18 protein-coding genes are annotated in these 15,812 nt (G+C 52.1%); 8 read left to right on the top strand and 10 right to left on the bottom strand.

Features of this window, described 5'->3' with window-relative positions:
- Nucleotides 1-50 precede the first annotated feature (50 nt).
- The gene (locus NWE93_09525) at nt 51-1,115 is read left to right on the top strand and encodes a serine acetyltransferase (protein ID MCW4000468.1); all 1,065 of its coding nucleotides are present in this window, start codon (nt 51-53) and stop codon (nt 1,113-1,115) included.
- On the opposite strand, the gene NWE93_09520 is transcribed toward NWE93_09525, so the two are convergent.
- Both NWE93_09520 and NWE93_09515 read right to left on the bottom strand, forming a co-directional pair.
- Nucleotides 1,112-2,434, bottom strand: coding sequence for a DUF2029 domain-containing protein (locus NWE93_09520; GenBank protein MCW4000467.1), 1,323 nt, complete (start codon nt 2,432-2,434; stop codon nt 1,112-1,114). The two genes, NWE93_09525 and NWE93_09520, sit on opposite strands and share 4 nt — an antisense overlap.
- A gap of 125 nt (nt 2,435-2,559) precedes the next feature.
- Nucleotides 2,560-3,003 carry an Lrp/AsnC family transcriptional regulator gene (locus NWE93_09515; protein MCW4000466.1) on the bottom strand — a complete coding sequence of 148 codons (444 nt, stop codon included), beginning with the start codon at nt 3,001-3,003 and terminating at the stop codon, nt 2,560-2,562.
- Nucleotides 3,004-3,213: 210 nt separating this feature from the next.
- On the opposite strand from NWE93_09515, the gene guaA reads away from it, so the two are divergent.
- Nucleotides 3,214-4,764 (top strand): glutamine-hydrolyzing GMP synthase, encoded by a 1,551-nt coding sequence (guaA, locus tag NWE93_09510; GenBank protein ID MCW4000465.1) that lies wholly within the window; start codon nt 3,214-3,216, stop codon nt 4,762-4,764.
- A gap of 64 nt (nt 4,765-4,828) precedes the next feature.
- Here the strand turns inward: guaA and NWE93_09505 are convergent, their stop codons facing one another.
- A complete protein-coding gene (locus tag NWE93_09505) occupies nt 4,829-5,377 on the bottom strand; it encodes a hypothetical protein (protein ID MCW4000464.1) in 549 nt (182 codons plus the stop codon).
- Nucleotides 5,378-5,690: 313 nt separating this feature from the next.
- Here NWE93_09505 and NWE93_09500 point away from each other — a divergent pair, with 313 nt between their 5' ends.
- From NWE93_09500 to NWE93_09485, 4 genes are all read left to right on the top strand, one after another.
- Entirely contained in the window at nt 5,691-5,951 is a 261-nt protein-coding gene (locus NWE93_09500) for a hypothetical protein (GenBank protein ID MCW4000463.1), read from the top strand.
- Between the two features lie 24 nt (nt 5,952-5,975).
- Nucleotides 5,976-7,052 carry a deoxyhypusine synthase family protein gene (locus NWE93_09495; GenBank protein ID MCW4000462.1) on the top strand — a complete coding sequence of 359 codons (1,077 nt, stop codon included), beginning with the start codon at nt 5,976-5,978 and terminating at the stop codon, nt 7,050-7,052.
- 92 nt (nt 7,053-7,144) lie between these two features.
- Complete coding sequence (locus NWE93_09490) at nt 7,145-7,441, top strand: AbrB/MazE/SpoVT family DNA-binding domain-containing protein (GenBank protein ID MCW4000461.1); 297 nt, start codon at nt 7,145-7,147, stop codon at nt 7,439-7,441.
- A gap of 2 nt (nt 7,442-7,443) precedes the next feature.
- Complete coding sequence (locus NWE93_09485) at nt 7,444-7,884, top strand: putative toxin-antitoxin system toxin component, PIN family (GenBank protein ID MCW4000460.1); 441 nt, start codon at nt 7,444-7,446, stop codon at nt 7,882-7,884.
- A gap of 15 nt (nt 7,885-7,899) precedes the next feature.
- Here NWE93_09485 and NWE93_09480 read toward each other — a convergent pair whose 3' ends face one another.
- Nucleotides 7,900-8,853 carry a deoxyhypusine synthase gene (locus NWE93_09480; GenBank protein MCW4000459.1) on the bottom strand — a complete coding sequence of 318 codons (954 nt, stop codon included), beginning with the start codon at nt 8,851-8,853 and terminating at the stop codon, nt 7,900-7,902.
- Between the two features lie 83 nt (nt 8,854-8,936).
- Here NWE93_09480 and NWE93_09475 point away from each other — a divergent pair, with 83 nt between their 5' ends.
- Nucleotides 8,937-9,404, top strand: a complete 468-nt coding sequence (locus tag NWE93_09475; GenBank protein ID MCW4000458.1) for a GNAT family N-acetyltransferase — start codon at nt 8,937-8,939, stop codon at nt 9,402-9,404.
- Here NWE93_09475 and NWE93_09470 read toward each other — a convergent pair.
- The 4 genes from NWE93_09470 to NWE93_09455 form a co-directional block, all read right to left on the bottom strand.
- Entirely contained in the window at nt 9,401-10,693 is a 1,293-nt protein-coding gene (locus tag NWE93_09470; protein ID MCW4000457.1) for a hypothetical protein, read from the bottom strand. The genes NWE93_09475 and NWE93_09470 overlap by 4 nt on opposite strands.
- Nucleotides 10,694-10,828: 135 nt before the next feature.
- Nucleotides 10,829-11,884: a DUF1611 domain-containing protein gene (locus NWE93_09465; GenBank protein MCW4000456.1), complete on the bottom strand. Its 1,056-nt coding sequence runs from the start codon at nt 11,882-11,884 to the stop codon at nt 10,829-10,831.
- Between the two features lie 6 nt (nt 11,885-11,890).
- Nucleotides 11,891-13,015 (bottom strand): pyridoxal-phosphate dependent enzyme, encoded by a 1,125-nt coding sequence (locus NWE93_09460; protein MCW4000455.1) that lies wholly within the window; start codon nt 13,013-13,015, stop codon nt 11,891-11,893.
- Between the two features lie 24 nt (nt 13,016-13,039).
- Nucleotides 13,040-13,372: a hypothetical protein gene (locus NWE93_09455; GenBank protein ID MCW4000454.1), complete on the bottom strand. Its 333-nt coding sequence runs from the start codon at nt 13,370-13,372 to the stop codon at nt 13,040-13,042.
- A gap of 10 nt (nt 13,373-13,382) precedes the next feature.
- Between NWE93_09455 and NWE93_09450 the strand changes: the two genes are divergently transcribed.
- A complete protein-coding gene (locus NWE93_09450; GenBank protein ID MCW4000453.1) occupies nt 13,383-14,615 on the top strand; it encodes a cation:proton antiporter in 1,233 nt (410 codons plus the stop codon).
- 15 nt (nt 14,616-14,630) lie between these two features.
- Here NWE93_09450 and NWE93_09445 read toward each other — a convergent pair whose 3' ends face one another.
- Both NWE93_09445 and cofE read right to left on the bottom strand, forming a co-directional pair.
- Nucleotides 14,631-14,966, bottom strand: coding sequence for an SCP2 sterol-binding domain-containing protein (locus NWE93_09445; GenBank protein MCW4000452.1), 336 nt, complete (start codon nt 14,964-14,966; stop codon nt 14,631-14,633).
- 54 nt (nt 14,967-15,020) lie between these two features.
- On the bottom strand, nt 15,021-15,794 hold the full coding sequence (gene cofE, locus NWE93_09440; GenBank protein ID MCW4000451.1) for a coenzyme F420-0:L-glutamate ligase: 774 nt from the start codon (nt 15,792-15,794) through the stop codon (nt 15,021-15,023).
- Nucleotides 15,795-15,812: the final 18 nt, after the last annotated feature.

Below are 15,812 nucleotides of genomic sequence, written 5' to 3'. Positions count from 1 at the left end.
CGCTTCTCTTATATTCCCCCGCCTGTAATATTTGGGGAAAGGGACACAACATGACTGTAAATGCAGACCAGCCTAGCCCAAAAGACTGCAAAGAATGCAGAGAAAGAAACCGCAACATTGACTGCTGGAACCCAGACCACATGATAGAAACGCTCATGCACCACAACTCCGAAGTGGAGCAGGACTGGGTTATCCGAGGGCTACCGGATATAGTGGACGAAATCATGGTTACCTACAAGAAATTCGGCGGCATGGACCACCTGGAAGGACGCGATTTACCCTCCAAACAAGCCGTCGTCGAAGTCCTCGAGGACCTCTTCACCGTGCTTTTCCCCGGCTACCTTGGAGAGCCAGAACTCACCAGAGCCAACATCAAATATCATCTGGGCAGCAAACTCACCAGCGTCTACACGCGCCTCACCGGCGAAGTCGAGAAGAGCCTTAAGTATATTTGCCGAAAAATCAGCGAGTGCCCCCAGGACATCTGCCAGAAACGGGCGCATGTTGTGGTACGTGAATTACTCGAGGAGCTGCCGCGTATCCGCGCGGAACTCAGCGGCGACATCCAAGCTGCCTACAGCGGCGACCCCGCGGCGGTCAGCAACGAGGAAGTGATCCTCAGCTACCCCTGTGTGCTGGCGATAGCTACTTACCGCTTAGCTCATGAGCTTTACCTAAGCGGTGTACCGATGATTCCAAGGATAATGAGTGAGCATATGCATTCCTTAACGGGCATCGACATTCATCCGGGCGCTAAAATCGGCAAGAACTTCTTCATCGACCACGGCACAGGCGTGGTGATTGGTGAAACCGCGGAGATCGGCGACAACGTTAAACTCTATCAGGGCGTCACTTTGGGCGCGCTGAGTTTCCCCAAGGACGAGAAAGGCAACATCATAAAGGGACGCAAACGTCACCCCACGGTAGGAAACAACGTCGTCATTTACTCTGGCGCAACGCTTCTGGGCGCGGAGACGGTGATTGGCGACAACGTGGTTATCGGCGGAAACGTTTGGCTAACAGGACCTGTGGCGTCGGGAACCAAAATCACCATCGCGGAACCCGAGCAGAAGTACAAGATGGAGAACCATCAGGCAACAAAACCGAAAGCTTAAGCGTCAAACCTTTCCTTTTTTGCGCCGCGCTTTAGGGCGTTTTGGGCATATTGAAGAAGCTCTGGTTTAAGGAGCATTGCCAAAAAAAGCAGCAGAGACACACTCACCAACAAACCCAGCAGCCCCCTCACCGCCACCAAAAGCGCAGGGTTGCCCCCGTAGAAGATATCTATTGCTTGAAGGGTTGAGGGCGAGTAGGCTGTCAGCAGGGGCTTTAGGATGTAGAGGTTTTGGTTGGCGACGGTGAAGAGGTAAATTAGCAGTTGGATTGCAACCAGAAAATACAGGTAAACCCGCCGGGGCCTGTAGGCGAAGATAATCAGGAAAAGAAACGGCAGCAAATCAAGGAAGGACTGCTCTGAAACCCAGGGGAAACTCACCATAAACAGCACATAAAAAGACACGATGGCAACTGCAAAGCCTGCCTCATCCCGCAGACCCTTTCTGAACCACCAGACCCCCGCGCCTAGCAGAAGCGGCAGCCAAAGCATCCGGAAAGGCAGCTGCCAAGCCATATCCACCCCGAAGAGCCCAATAAAACTCCACACATTCATGCAGCCCCCGGCAATCACCAGTTGGCTGGCTTCAAGGGACGGCGAAGAATTAAGCACCACACCAACAGCAACCATGGGGTTCCACTGGAAAACTGCAAAAACTGCGCCTATGATGGCGGCGGGCAGCGCCACGGCGAAGGCCAAAAATTTGGCTGCAGCCCGTTGGCTTTTTGTGCCCGCCACGTAGATGAGGAATGCGGGCAACGCCACGAGAGGGTAGATTTTGAGGGCAATTGCCAAACCCAAAAACACTGCGCCCCTGTCGGTGTGCTTCTCGACGGTGGCTTGGAACGCCAGAAAAGTCAGCAATGCGCTAAGAACGTTGATTTGTCCCCACATTGCCCCCACAAAAATAAAGAAGCTCCAAGCTAGGGCGAAGAGGAAGATTTTTCTTCCTACGCTCTGCCCAAAGCGCTTGGCGGCGAAGGCGGCTACGGCGTAGGCGAGGGCTAAATGGGCAATTATCAGGGGCAACTTTATGAGGTAACGCCAAACCTCGATGTTGGCGCCCAAGGAGAGGTAGAGGCTGTAGGAGGCGCCGCACCAGAGCGGCCAGAGCGGGGGGTAGCCGATGTGGTCTTGGGGCAGGTAGATGTTGGCTCCTTGGCTGATGAGTTTTCCCGTGTTAAACCAGATGGACATGTCGTATTCGTGCCCTGTCCAGATTGCCAAAATGGATTCTAAAATGAAGAAGACTGCAAACAGCGCGACAACCAATTTTTTGTCGCATACGAGGGCTTTTGCTTCGGCTGCTTTGTCCCCCAAAAAATACCGCATAGGTCCCAAAGAAACCACAGGCGGGCGAGATTTTAATTGTTATGCTCCAGCAGCATATCCAGCAGAGTTGGCACTAACTAGAAACGAAGTGGCATAAACGGGGAATAGGGCGCCTAGAGTAGGCGGAAGTTCTCTTTAACCGTGTTAAGCACGACGTGGGTGTTGGTGCGTTCGATGTAGGGCAATGCCAGCAGCCGTTTAGTGAAGGCTCCGAGGTCTTCGCGGCTCTTGAACTTGGCGATTATAACGGCATCGGTGAGGCCGGTGACGTCGTAGACTCCGCATACGTTTTGGATTTTCGCTATCTCGTTTTCTGTCTCTACCAATCTGCCTTTGGAAACAGTGATTTCAGTCACTACAGTCAACTGGAAACCAAGTTTCTCATGGTCCAGTATAACGGAGTAGCCTTTGATGAGGCCATCGTCTTCCATCTTTTTTATTCTAGACAGAACCGTGCCTACGGATACGCCGACGTTTTTGGCGATTTGGCGGCTGCTAAACCTTGCGTCTTCTAGCAGGCCCTTGAGGATTTTAACGTCTGTGTCGCTTAATTCCATAGTGATTTTCTCCTGTACGTTTTTTCAGTTTAACCCTGTTTTATGGAACACACTTCTGATTATCTTACAGTTAAGTTTATAAAAGTTTAGTTTTTTCAGGGGCAAAGACAGGCGAAAGTTAGGAGCAAACTGTCAGGGGTGGGTGTGTTTAACATAAACCTGACAGGAATCTTAAATTATCCGCTAAACCCAGATAGTTCTGAGCCTAAAATGCCAACTAAATACGACACCATCCTTGTCTTGGATTTCGGCGGACAATACTGCCACCTTATCGGAAGAAGAATCCGCGAGCACGGCGTATACAGCGAAATCGTGCCCCATGACATCTCCCCCGAGGAAGTCGCGGCGCTGGGCAACCAATTCAACGTGAAGGGCTTAATCCTCTCCGGTGGACCCTCAAGCGTGTATGAACCCAACGCGCCCAAGCTGCATCCCCGCATCCTCGAAGTTAACTTGCCCATGCTGGGCTTATGCTATGGGCACCAGCTGCTCGCGCAGGTAACCAGCGGCAGAGTCGAACCCGCCGCCTGCAAGGAATACGGCATCGCACAGGTCTCCATTGATAAACCCGTCGGCATCCTTGAGGGCCTGGGCCAAAACGAGCAGGTCTGGATGAGCCACGGCGACACCGTTATGGCTCCGCCGCCGGGTTTTGAAGCACTTGCCCACACGGAAAACTGCCCCGTCGCCGCGTTCCGCCACAAAACCCGCCCCATCTACGGCTTACAGTGGCACCCCGAAGTCATCCACACCGAGCACGGCATGAAGATGCTGGAGAACTTTATCTTTCAGGTTTGCAAGGCAGAGGCAAACTGGCAGATGGAGGACCTCATCGGCAAGATGGTTAAGGAAATCCAAACTGAAACCAACGGTGCAAGAGCCATCATTGGGTTAAGCGGCGGCATAGACTCCAGCGTCGCCACGGCATTAGCAGCCAAAGCTTTGGGTGAGAAGTTAACTGCGGTGTATGTTGACCATGGCTTTATGCGGGAAGGCGAAACCGAAGCTATCCGCAAGGCATTTGAGAAATTCGACATAAACTTCGTCGTCGCCGACGCGCAGGAACGCTTCATGAATAAGCTTCGAGGCGTCACTGAACCCGAAACCAAACGCAAAATCATGGGGGAAGAATTCATCCGTGTCTTCGAGGAAATCGCCAACACCTCAGGCGCTGAGTACCTCCTACAGGGCACCATCTACCCTGACCGCATCGAATCGGGCTTCCGCAAAAACAGCGACAAAATCAAATCCCACCACAACGTCGCCGGGTTACCCGAGAAAATCAAGTTCAAAAAAATCCTCGAGCCCCTACGTGACCTCTACAAAGACGAGGTGCGCAAGGTAGCGCGGATGCTGAATTTACCCAAAGAAATCGTTAACCGCCAGCCCTTCCCAGGCCCCGGCCTAGCAGTACGCATTATTGGTCCATTGACTGAGGAGAAGGTGCGTATCGCCAAGCGCAGCGACAAAATTGTGCGGGAAGAAATCGAGAAATGCGATTTCGCCGAGTCACTGTGGCAGTACTTCTCAGTGGTCACCGACACCAAGGCAACGGGCGTGAAGGGTGACGCACGGGCATACGGGTTTGTGGTGGCTGTCCGCGCTATGGAGAGCCGGGAAGCCATGACTGCCAGCTTTGCCAAGCTACCCTACAGCGTGCTGGAGCGGATATCCACAAGGATAACTAACGAGATTCCGCAGGTGACCCGCGTCGTGTATGATGTGACGCATAAGCCGCCGGCAACCATAGAGTGGGAATAAACGCAAATCCTCTGTTGCTCTGCCTGCAACTGGCGGAGAATAGAAGGGAGCGTATTTTTCTTTTTTAGGGATATCTTTCGTTATTGATTCCTACGTCGATGGGTAGTCGGATCCCAAAAAGAAGGTATGAATTCTCCGTTAGGTTGCCCCAAACATATTCGCCATCGCCCACTTGTCTTAAATCCATTTTGACCCTACAGTAAGCGCCACCAAGGTCATTTCCTTCGGTGCCTTTGAAAATAAGACGCGTGGTAACTTCGAGCCTATGTGACCTTTCGAAAAACGCCAAATTTTCTTTAAGACCGTGTAAACCGCCGACGTTACTTAGAGACAGCAATTTAGAGCTATTCGGGGGGAAAATATAGGATTCGCTGTCGATGAAATCGATTCTATAGCCAATTATACCATATGTCTCCGTTATTGTTGCGCGGGTGATAGCCATCTCTTTGTCGGATGTATTGGTGACGTTAACAAACAAGACACAGGCTATTAATTGCTTGTAGCTGATTCCAGAGTCGACAGACGTGTTCCAGACCTTGAAATACCCCTGGTTTACTTCAACGTTAAGGTCATACTCTTGCCTTCTCGGCGACTTCGGTGTTGCAGATGTCAAAAATACGCCTGTTATAATGATGATTATGAGCCCTAACGTGCCTACTAATAGAATCCAAGGCTTCATTTTTCCACATATAATTTTAGGATCTTGAGATAGATTTAAGATTTACTGAACTTATTATGCAATAATTCCTCAAAAATAAACAAAATTATAAAAAGTAACAAAACAGGTTCAAAGCAAAGCTACCGGCTTCAAGAGAGAATCATTACTGACAAGGTCTTAATTGCCTCTGACCGGGCAAACGTGAATATGAAGCGCAGGCCATTTTTAACAGCCCTATCGTAGGCCAAAACTTTCTGCTGTTCAGCTTGTGGCGGATTGCACAACCAGCCTGCAATATGCCAAAGCGCCCATTGCCAAAAAGCGTTGTTTTTACTCTATTCGCTGCTTGTTGTTGAATAAAGAGGGGTCCCCCACAACAACAACTAAAGAAAAAAAAGTTCAGCTGCCCATGCATCAACAAAGAAATCCCCAGCCAGGTCTCATCCGGCCAATAAAACAGGCGGAACCTGACCAATCTGGCGTAGATGCTGTTTTGGGCAATAACAAATTTCAAATACCTGCCCAATAATTAGAAACGCGGTGCATATTAACAATGAGTAACGACTCCTACTTCCAAAAGAAACTGGAACCCATCAAGGTATCCAAGCAGAAACCGATTTCCAAGCTCCTATCCGAAATGGGCAAAACCGCCTATCAGGGACGCAAACTGGGCGAAGCCGTCGATGTCTGGGAAAACATGATCCGCGAAAAAGACCTCGTCATCGCCATGGGCTTCGCTGGCTCCATGTCAACGGCGGGGCAATGGACCATCATTAACTGGCTTATGGAGAATCGCTTCATAGACGTGCTCGTCTCCACGGGCGCCAACGTCTCGGAGGACATCGTGGACGCCATGGGACTGGGTTACTATCAGGGCAGCCACATGGTCGACGACGCAACCCTGCTAGACGCAGATGTGAACCGCTACTACGACGTCTTCGGCAAAGAAACCGACTACCGAGAAATGGAAACCCTCGTCACTGACTACGTGATGACCTGCAAACAGGACTACTACTACACCAGCGCTGAGTTCCTCTACGGATTAGGCAAGTACCTGGGCAAAAAAAACATCCCCGCCATCAGCGCGGTTGCAGCAGCCAACGGCGTCCCCATCTTCAGCCCAGCCATGGTGGACAGCGCATACGGCGAAACGTTTTTGCTCGCTAAAAACCAGGGACACAACGTCCACATCGACAGCGTCAAGGAATTTGACCAGTTCGTGAGTATCGGCACCAAAACCAAGGAAGTCGGCGTCGTCTACATCGGCGGAGGCGTCCCCAAAGATCTCACACAGCTCATCGCCATCTCTGTCTCGCCCATGACTGAGGATAAGGGCGTGGAGGGCAGAAAAGGCGGCTTACGCAAGAGCCTGCAGGAGTACTATTACCCCCACAAGTACGCCATCCAAATCACCACTGACAGCCCACAATGGGGCGGCTTATCGGGCTGCACGTTGGAGGAAGCTATCAGCTGGGGCAAAATCAACAGCCAAACCGGCTCCCGCGCGGTCTGCTACTGCGACGCAACCATCGCTTTGCCGCTGATATGCCATGCCCTCTCTGAGCGTGTCCCAGAGAAACGGAAGGGTCCAGACATGAGCTGGATCTTCAAGGATATGCCAAAAGCCTAATCTTCTCTTATTTCTTTTTTTAGCGTCTTTTACATTTCATGCTTTTCTCCGAAAAAACCTTATGTGAGTATGAAAATTATACTTTGAGCATTATGGGGCAAATAGAAACCGAAGCTGAAATCGCAACAGTTGGAACCAAGGGACAAATCGTGATTCCCCAGCGGTTCAGAAAGGAACTGAAAATCACTTCCAAAACAAAACTTGCAGTCTACCGCAGAGGCGACAAGATAGTGGTAACCAAACTGGAAATTCCCCCCATAAAAGAGGAACTGCAAAGCCTCTTCAGCGAAGTTTACAAGCAAAGAGGCGGCAGAAAGGTACCTGAAAAAGAGATTTTAGAAGAAATCCAGCGGTACCGCATTGAGAAGCGAGCCAAAACAGGCGCTTAGGTATGGTTCGAGTCGTCGTTGACACGAATGTTTTAGTGTCGGCGTTTCTTAATGGGGGCAAATCAAGAGAGTTACTTGCTAAACTGTTAGAGGAGCATACGGTGGTTTTGTCTGCTTCCATGTTGGCCGAATTGGCTGATGTGTTGTCAAGAGAAAAATTCGGCGTTAAAACCGAGACTGTTAACCGATTTGTATCTACCCTTGTCCAGCGGGCAACCGTTGTTCCATTAGATTCCAACATTAGGGTTGTGATGGATGACCCTGATGACGATGTCGTGGTAAATACGGCGGTCAGCGGCAAGGCAGAGTATATTGTCAGCGGCGACGGGCATCTTCTAAAAATTGGCGTCTACAAGAATATTCGCTTAATAACAGTAAATGAATGCAGCCTATTATTGCGCAAAAAAAAGTCAAGAGGAATAATCCGCAATAAAAAATGCTGATCCATCAATGGAGAATTAAGAACGTTTTTTGCCCAACCGGTCAATCAACGCGCTGGTCATTATCGGCAGCACCATAGTGGCGTCGCCTTCAATCATGACGCGTTTGGCTTTCTCGCTGATCTTGCCCCAACTCACTGCTTCCCGTGGCCGGGCTCCGCTGAGACTGCCATCCCATTCATCCGCTGTGCTGATGTAGATGACGTAGTCAAGACCGTCTTTGAATTGGTTCCACCAGATCGTGTGATGCTTGCTGATGCCTCCGCCCACGATAAGCGCACCCGTGGTCTTGGAGTCAAACATCAAATCGCTCAGCATGCCTTCGTCTTTAAGCAGGTTTATGCGGAAGTCGCGGTGGTCTTGGCTAAACATCCAGAGCTGATAGCCCACTGAGCCGTCGGTTATACCGGGGACATGGACGGGGATGTTGTTTTTGGCTGCCCAGTAAAGTATGGAGGTTTCGTCGCATATTCGTAGGCCGATTTCGCGGCTAAGCTCGGTTGTGGACAGCTCCTTTTTGCCTTCGTTGTAGAGGTCAGTCAGCATAGCCTGGATTTTCTTTTCAAGAATTATGCCGTAGCTGTCGTTTGGCACCAAAACGTTGCCTAATCTGTTGACGCCCTCCTGATGCAGTCTGCTGTCGTTCATGACGAAGCTGCCCTTGTAGTAGTCGCGGTGACATCTTGCGACGTCGTGGTCGAGTGTGCCGCAGGTGGTTATTATGATGTCGACGAGGCGGCGTTTGACGAGTTCGCGGATGACCCCTCGGGTGCCGGTGGCTACTATGTCGGCGGTAAATGAGAGGAACTTGACGCAGCCCTTGCTGGCAATCATCGCTTCCATTATGGATACGCCGACGGCGAGTTTACCCGCGGTGAAACCCCATGCCTCATCCATCTGAGCGACAAGCTCATCAACAGTCATTTTTTCTGTGAACTGGTAATCTTTCACTGCAACCTTCTTCAAATCAATCCATCCTGCTTCATCAACCAATCATTCTAGCCCAAGATAAAAATATTCGTCTGCCACTCTCAGGCTATAGTAGTTGACTCAACATGACCGCAGCAGTGCTTATCCGCAATGCAGAGTTAGGCGACATCGAAGCGATAGCCGCTATCGAGCAGCGATGCTTCAGTGGAGCCACCGCCTACCCCAAAAGCCAGCTTACCTACCTCATCTACAAAGCCAACAGCACATGCCTCATCGAAACCAGCGGCGGCGCCATACGGGGCTTTATTGTGGCGCTCTACCGCAAAGGCACCAGCGGCGGCTACCTTGAGACGCTGGATGTTGACCCCACTTTTCAGGGGCAGGGCATAGGGTTTAGGCTAATGTCTGCGGCGGAGCAGGAGATGAGGCGGCGGGGGCTAAGGTTTTCGCAGCTGGAGGTTTCCGAGGGCAACAAAACCGCGATTGCACTCTACCAGAAAGCAGGCTACAAGGTCAAGGAGCGCCTAATCGGCTACTACCGCTTTGAGCACCATGGCACCTGCGACGCCATCCGCATGGTCAAACAGCTTTAGGGCGCCTTTGCTGGAACCCATTTTTCGCCGTCGAGTTTGCTGTAGCCGCTGGTGTACTGCCCGATTATGCCCAGCAGTTTTGCGCGGAACTGGGCGGGGACAAGCTGCAGGTCGCCGGTGGCTTTGTAGAGGTGAATTGAGTCAATGTGGGGGTGCTCTTTCCCTGTCACTGCGACGCCATGTTTGCTGCATAAGTATGCCGCGTGCTCTTTTTCGTCTTCATCTAGCCGCAAGCCGCCTTTGTTGAAGCGTTCCGCAAAGAGCGCAACATCCTGTTTAGTGTAGTTTAGCGCGGTTGGGTCTGCGCCGTTGGCCTGCAGAAACAGCTGTATGCCGAGGCATTTACTGCAGTCGCCGCAGGGCACCACCTCGCCGCCTTCTAATCGGCAGCTATGGCAGCTCCGCTGAACCCTGGCAAGTTGGGGGTAGCGGCGGGTCAGGATGCGCTCCACAATCAAGCCTGAGATGGGCCGCACCGCACTCCACTGCCGCATATTGGGCACGCGTTTTTGGTACCATTCTTCCATGCGCAGGTCGTAGTCTTGGGTTTGGTCGTAGACGCCAAAGTAATGTTTGATGCCGCGGTAAACTGGGGTAAGGCGGGGGTCGTCGAATTCGCTGCCGATGAGCAAGTTGCCAATTCTTTTGGCGGCGAAAACTGGAAGCAAATAGAAGACGTAGACGGGGAAGATGCAGAGGCGGAGGGGGTAGGTGTCAAGCCAGACTTTACGGTGGTCAGGGCGGATGATTTGGAGGTGGTCAAGCATGAAGGTGTAGAAGCGGTCCACGTTAAGCCACACCCGCATCGTGTTAGGCTCCGTTTCTGAGTGGTATCGATGGGCCGCCAGCGCCGTTCGCCAGTGTCCGCCGCTTTCGTTAACGTAGATGGGATAGACATCTGCGCCGGCTTCTTTTAGCATGCCATAGGTGAGGAGGCTTTCTTTGCCGCCGCTGGAGAGCACCCCACAGGCGTTCGCGTCTAATCCGCTGGCTAAGGGGGCGTCGGCGACCAGCGCGTTGGGCACGATTTTTGCGCGGGGCTTGGCGTTTTCCTCAGTAACCTCCGCTTCAGTTGGCAGGTACTGGGGGAGGATGTAGGGGTTTTTTTTGCGCACCAGCTTATTGATGAATATGTCGCGGCTGAAAACATCCAGCAGATCATTAAGAAGCGCCTGGTCCGCGTGGCTGAGGGGGTAGCTTAGGCGGATTTGCTCTGTGAATAAGCCGTAGTTGAGGATGGGCATGGCGCTGGCAAGCCGCAGAAACGGCAGGTCCGCCTCGGAGAGCAAATGGGGATATTTGGCTTGCAGGCTAAAGCTGCTCTGCTTGCCGGCCAGGTCGGTGAGGGTTACCGTGGTGTGTGCGGTGTTGCCTCTGATTTGGGGCTCGGAGAGTTCGATGCTGCGTAGGCACAGAAGATCCGTTTAAGCTTCACCGTCACGCAGCATCTCAATCGCATCCGCAAGCTTTGCAACACCGTCAAAAATGGGGTCTTCGACGGGCACATGGAATTTCTTGTGCATGTCAACTTTGGCGGCTTGCACCTGCTCCTGAGTCATATGCTCATGGTTGATGCTGATGCCCACCAAGGGTTTGCCGGATAGGAGCGTGGCGAGTTTGACGACGCGGCGGGTGTCAGGCATGGGGTAGCCGGGGAACCCGTCGAGGTAGGGTCGCCCAGGCGCATCCTGCATGGTGAAGCCGTGGATTTGCCCAGCCGCCATGATTTCAAAGCCGCCGGGGAAGAATGGATGCAGCAGGCTGCCTTGTCCCTCGATGAGTACGAATTCGGGGGCTTCGTCGCGCCAGGAATCTATGATGGCGCCCTCTATGCCGCCTGACACGAAATCGTTAATCATGGCGTCGATGATGGCGCCGTGCGGCCAACCCTGCATCCAGCCGGTTTGCCCCGTGAATATCATGTCGGCTCTGCGTCCGCGCCTGCGCAGTTCGTTAACCAGCATCACGGCGGTGGTGCGTTTGCCGATGGCGCTGTCTGTGCCTAGCGTGGCGATGCGGGTTGCGCCTACCTTGCTGATTTCGCCTGTGTAGAAGCGTTTGTGGTCACGGAAGATTTTTCGGACATCGGTGATTTGGCAGCTGTTTCTCTGGGCAACCATGGCGAAGCGGGGGTCGTCGGAGATGAATTGATGCAGCCCCGACACCACGTTGAGGTGATGCTCCAGCGCGTAGTCGACTGCTTTATCGTAGCCGAAGGGTAAAACGCCGCCTTCGGAGACTGCGCCGACGATGAAGGTGTCGGGTTTGGTTTTTTCGCAGGCTTCCTCAAGGCTATGATAAAGGGGGATGCCTCTTGCTTTGCCGTCCAAGATTTCCCCTGCGTCGCCAGAAGAGGGCACGGTGGAGTCCACTACCCCTGCGATTTGGTAGCGGGTGGTGTAACGGACCAAGCCGTGGGCTGTTTTTCCGTTCGCGTTTAGGTACTCTCGTTCACAGTACACTATTGCTTTTTGTGCCATGTTGGGTCACGCTTTGCGTCCCGTTAATATGACGACGTAGCGGTCGCTGGGGTAAGCCTCTTTTTTATGCCTGTCCAGCAGCGCAATTAAACCCGCGGTGGAGGCAGGCAGCACGTTGAGGCCTTCCTTGTCGCGTATGAGGCGGGCAGCGTCTAACATGCTTTTGTCGGTGGCGTATGCTGCCCAGCCGTGGCTTTGCCGGATGGCGGTTAAGGCGTAGTCACCGTCGATGCTGCGCCAGTTAATCAGCGGCTCATTTACTGAGGTGTTGTGGATTTTTTCGGGTTTAAGGTCGCAGCAGTTAGGCATGTTCTTAACGAAGGCGTTTATGATGGGGTTCATGCCATAGGAGGAGCCCGCGATGATACGGGGTATACGCGAGGTTTTGCCTCGATTGTAGAGGCTTACAAAGCCACGGTAGATGCCTGCCAACGTTGAACCGTTAGAGGCGGGCACCGCAACGGCGGCTGGGGCATCGCGGAGTTCATCGTAGATTTCATATGCGATTTCTCCATATGACTTAAACTGCAGGTTGGTGTTGGAGCCGCCTGAGTTGGCGTCGTAGTAGCCGTTTTCCTCGGCTTTCTCGCGGGAAACAATCACTGCTTCCTCATAGTCGCCGGGCACCTTGACGAGTTCAGCGCCTAACGCCTTGATTTCCTTGATGCGGTTACCATGATAGGCTTCAGGGATGTAGATTATGCAACGTAGCCCCGCAAGGTAAGCTGCCAACGCAATAGCGGCGCCGTAGTTGCCACAGGAGGCCACGGTTATTTCGCTGTAGCCTCGACGCAACGCGTCTAGGGCTTGGGCGAAGGCTATGCGGTCTTTCTGGGTTCCTGTTGGGTTGCCGCCTTCGAATTTGAGGTAAATCTGCCGCAGCCCAACCTCGCGTTCGATGTTGCGGGCTCGGGTGAGGCTTGTGTCGCCTACTTCTGAATCGAAAATGATTTCGAAGCATTCCAGCCGCTCCTCAAGGGGCTTGCTGTGGTCACGGGAAATTTTGCTTTCAAAAAGCAGTTCAGGGGTTATAGCGGGGACACGGGGTTCCGCGCCATCTAATAATGAGATGGAACCATGGGCTTTTGTTTCTTCATTGCCGTCGGGGGGTTCAGGGTCTTTTTTTTCCATCAATAATTCCTTGCAAGGTATTGTTTAGAATTCACCGTATTGCGCTGCATTCTCTGGTGTACTGCAGGCATTTTGAATGTGGGGTAAACAGAAATAACGGTTACTTTGGGATATTTTCAGTGGGAAAACCAGGTTTTGGTCGGGGGTGGCGTCTTTTTTTGATGATACAGTTATCGCTGAGAAATACAGCTCGGGTAAATCATCATGTCGGACGGTTTGTACGACCAGCACCCATAGGACACCAGTATGTGAAGGCGTATAATTGGAGGCGTATTTAAAATTAGCGATTCTCCAAGAGATATCCGATGCCCATAACCCATAGAAGACACTATAAGGCGTAAAGATGGAGATGTACAACTAATTCATAGTGAGTTACCCTTATAACCCCCAGCAGGGTATCTCAAAAGAGATGAGCTTTGAGATTCAAGTTATAACTGACCTTGCCGTCGTCATGGTAATCGCCTCAGTGGTTGCCTTTATTTTTCACAAACTCCGGCAACCCCTCATCATCGGCTACTTAATCGCGGGCATGCTCATCGGACCCTACACGCCGCCTTTCAACCTGATAACGCACACAGAATTCCTCAACGTATTCGCAGAAATCGGCGTGGTACTGCTCCTCTTCACCATCGGCCTCGAGTTCCCCATCCGCAAACTCCAAACGATGGGGCGAGTCGTCATCGGCGTGTCAGCCATCGAAATCACCCTGATGCTAATTATAAGCTGGGCAGTGGGCAATTTCTTGAACTGGGGCTTCTACAACACCCTGTTTCTGGGAGCAGCGCTGGCAAGCAGCAGCACAACCATCATCGCCAAGGTACTGGGCGACATGGGGAAACTGCAAGAAATATCCTCGACCATTATGCTGGGCATTCTTGTCGTGGAAGACGTGGTTGTAGTTATTTTGCTGGCTATGCTGCAAAACATCGCTGTTGCCCAAACCATCTCCTTAACCTCCTCAGCATGGCTCATCACAAAACTGGTCGTTTTCATAGGCGGCACATTAATTGTCGGCGGCTTCTTTTTGCCAAAACTAATTGACCGATTCGCCAAAGTGGAAAAACAGGAGCTGCTCTACATCCTGATGCTTGGAATCTGCTTTGCCTTCGCCATCATGGCAACCCAAATCGGCTTCTCCGCCGCCATCGGCGCCTTCATCATCGGCGTCGTCGTTGCCCGCTCACGTTGCCGAGAAGAAATTAACCGGGAAATCGGCCCCTTCAAAATCGTTTTCGGAGCCATATTCTTCGTCTCCATGGGCGCCCTTATGGATATTTCGCAGATAGCGGTTTACTGGGTACCCGCCGTAGTCATCACCCTAGCGGTGCTGCTGACCAAGCTTGCAAGCTGCGGCTTTGGCACACGCCTCTTTGGCTATGACAAGAAAACATCGCTGCGGGTGGGGCTGGGTATGGCGCAGATTGGCGAGTTTGCGTTTATAGTTGCAAAATCCGGGCAGGATTTAGGGGTAATCAGCGATTTCGTTTTGCCCATAATCGGCGTTGCAACCATAATCACCGCCTTCGTTACGCCCTACTTGATTAAATTATCCTTTAGGGTACCTAAAAACCGGTGGGATGAAAGAATAAGCCACGTCTAAAAGGCTTATGGGAGATTAAAGGAAACCTGCATCCCGCAGCTTAAGCGCCACGGCGATGTTGCCTTTAAACTGCACTTTCCCCGTAAAAAACGCCTTCTCCGCGCTCAACTTGCCATTCACCATATCCATGAAATCATTTAAACTCATCTTCAACGTCAAATTCGGCGCCTCAGATACGCCCTCAACCACATGCAGTTGCTGGTCCTTGACTGTGACTGCCCAGTTGCCGCCTCCCGGGCCTGAAACGTTAATCTGCGCAATTATGTCGATGCCCACAGCTTTCTCTGGTTTGAATCGGGCAGGTAATGTTTTTTCAAAGAATTCCTTAGGTGTTTGGGGGTGTTCTTCCATTCTTTCAACTCTGCTTTTTGATAGGGATATCGGGGTTTTTGAACCTTCTTGATTTCAGCGGAAAAGATCCTTCCCCTTAGCCCGGGTAAGCACCGCTGCGGAGGCACCATCGTCTGCTATGTAGTCGTAGCCACGCACGATGGCGGCTGGTATGCCCTCACTGGCTTGCCCAATCACTAGCTCGGCAGCAGAGGCTAACTCATCCGCTACAGCTGTCTGCTTTATCCGCAGCGTATACCCAAACAGGTCCTTCTCGCCACGACGGTCCCGAATCGGCTTAAACCCCGAAACACCAACAGCGATGTTGATTTCGCCCATCCGAAACGGCCTGCCATGAGTATCAGAAACAATCACCGCCACGTCTGCACCGGTTAAACGCTTAATTTCACGGCGTATGTTCTGGGCGGAGACATTGGGGTTTTTGGGTAAAGGCACCACATTGCGTTCGCCGCTGACGTTGGATCGGTCGACGCCTGCGTTGGCGCAGACTATGCCGTTGACGGTTTCGGTTATGAGGCTGTTTTGGCCCAAGCGCACGATTTCGCGTGTTTCCCGAAGAATAACCTCGACTAGCGCAGGGTCTTTGCTGGTTTGCTTTGCGATTTCGATGGCTTGCTGTGACGGCTTGACTTCGTCTAGGTTAACGATGTTTCCCTCGGCTTTTGACACCACCACATGGGTAACCACCATGACGTCATGGGGCTGGATGGGCGTGCCCTGTTTCTGCGCTGCCTCCACAATCAGTTTGCCGAGGTTGTCGCCGCTTTGAATCAGGGGTAATCCTTCAACGGGCAGTACTTGAACAGTGTTCGTATGCTGACTCTCCACCCACAAAGCCACAGAGCC

The sequence above is a fragment of the Candidatus Bathyarchaeota archaeon genome (assembly GCA_026014735.1).
Lineage (GTDB): Archaea > Thermoproteota > Bathyarchaeia > Bathyarchaeales > Bathycorpusculaceae > Bathycorpusculum.
The sequence above is the reverse complement of the archived record's forward strand: the minus strand, read 5'-3'. Positions and strand labels throughout refer to the sequence as shown.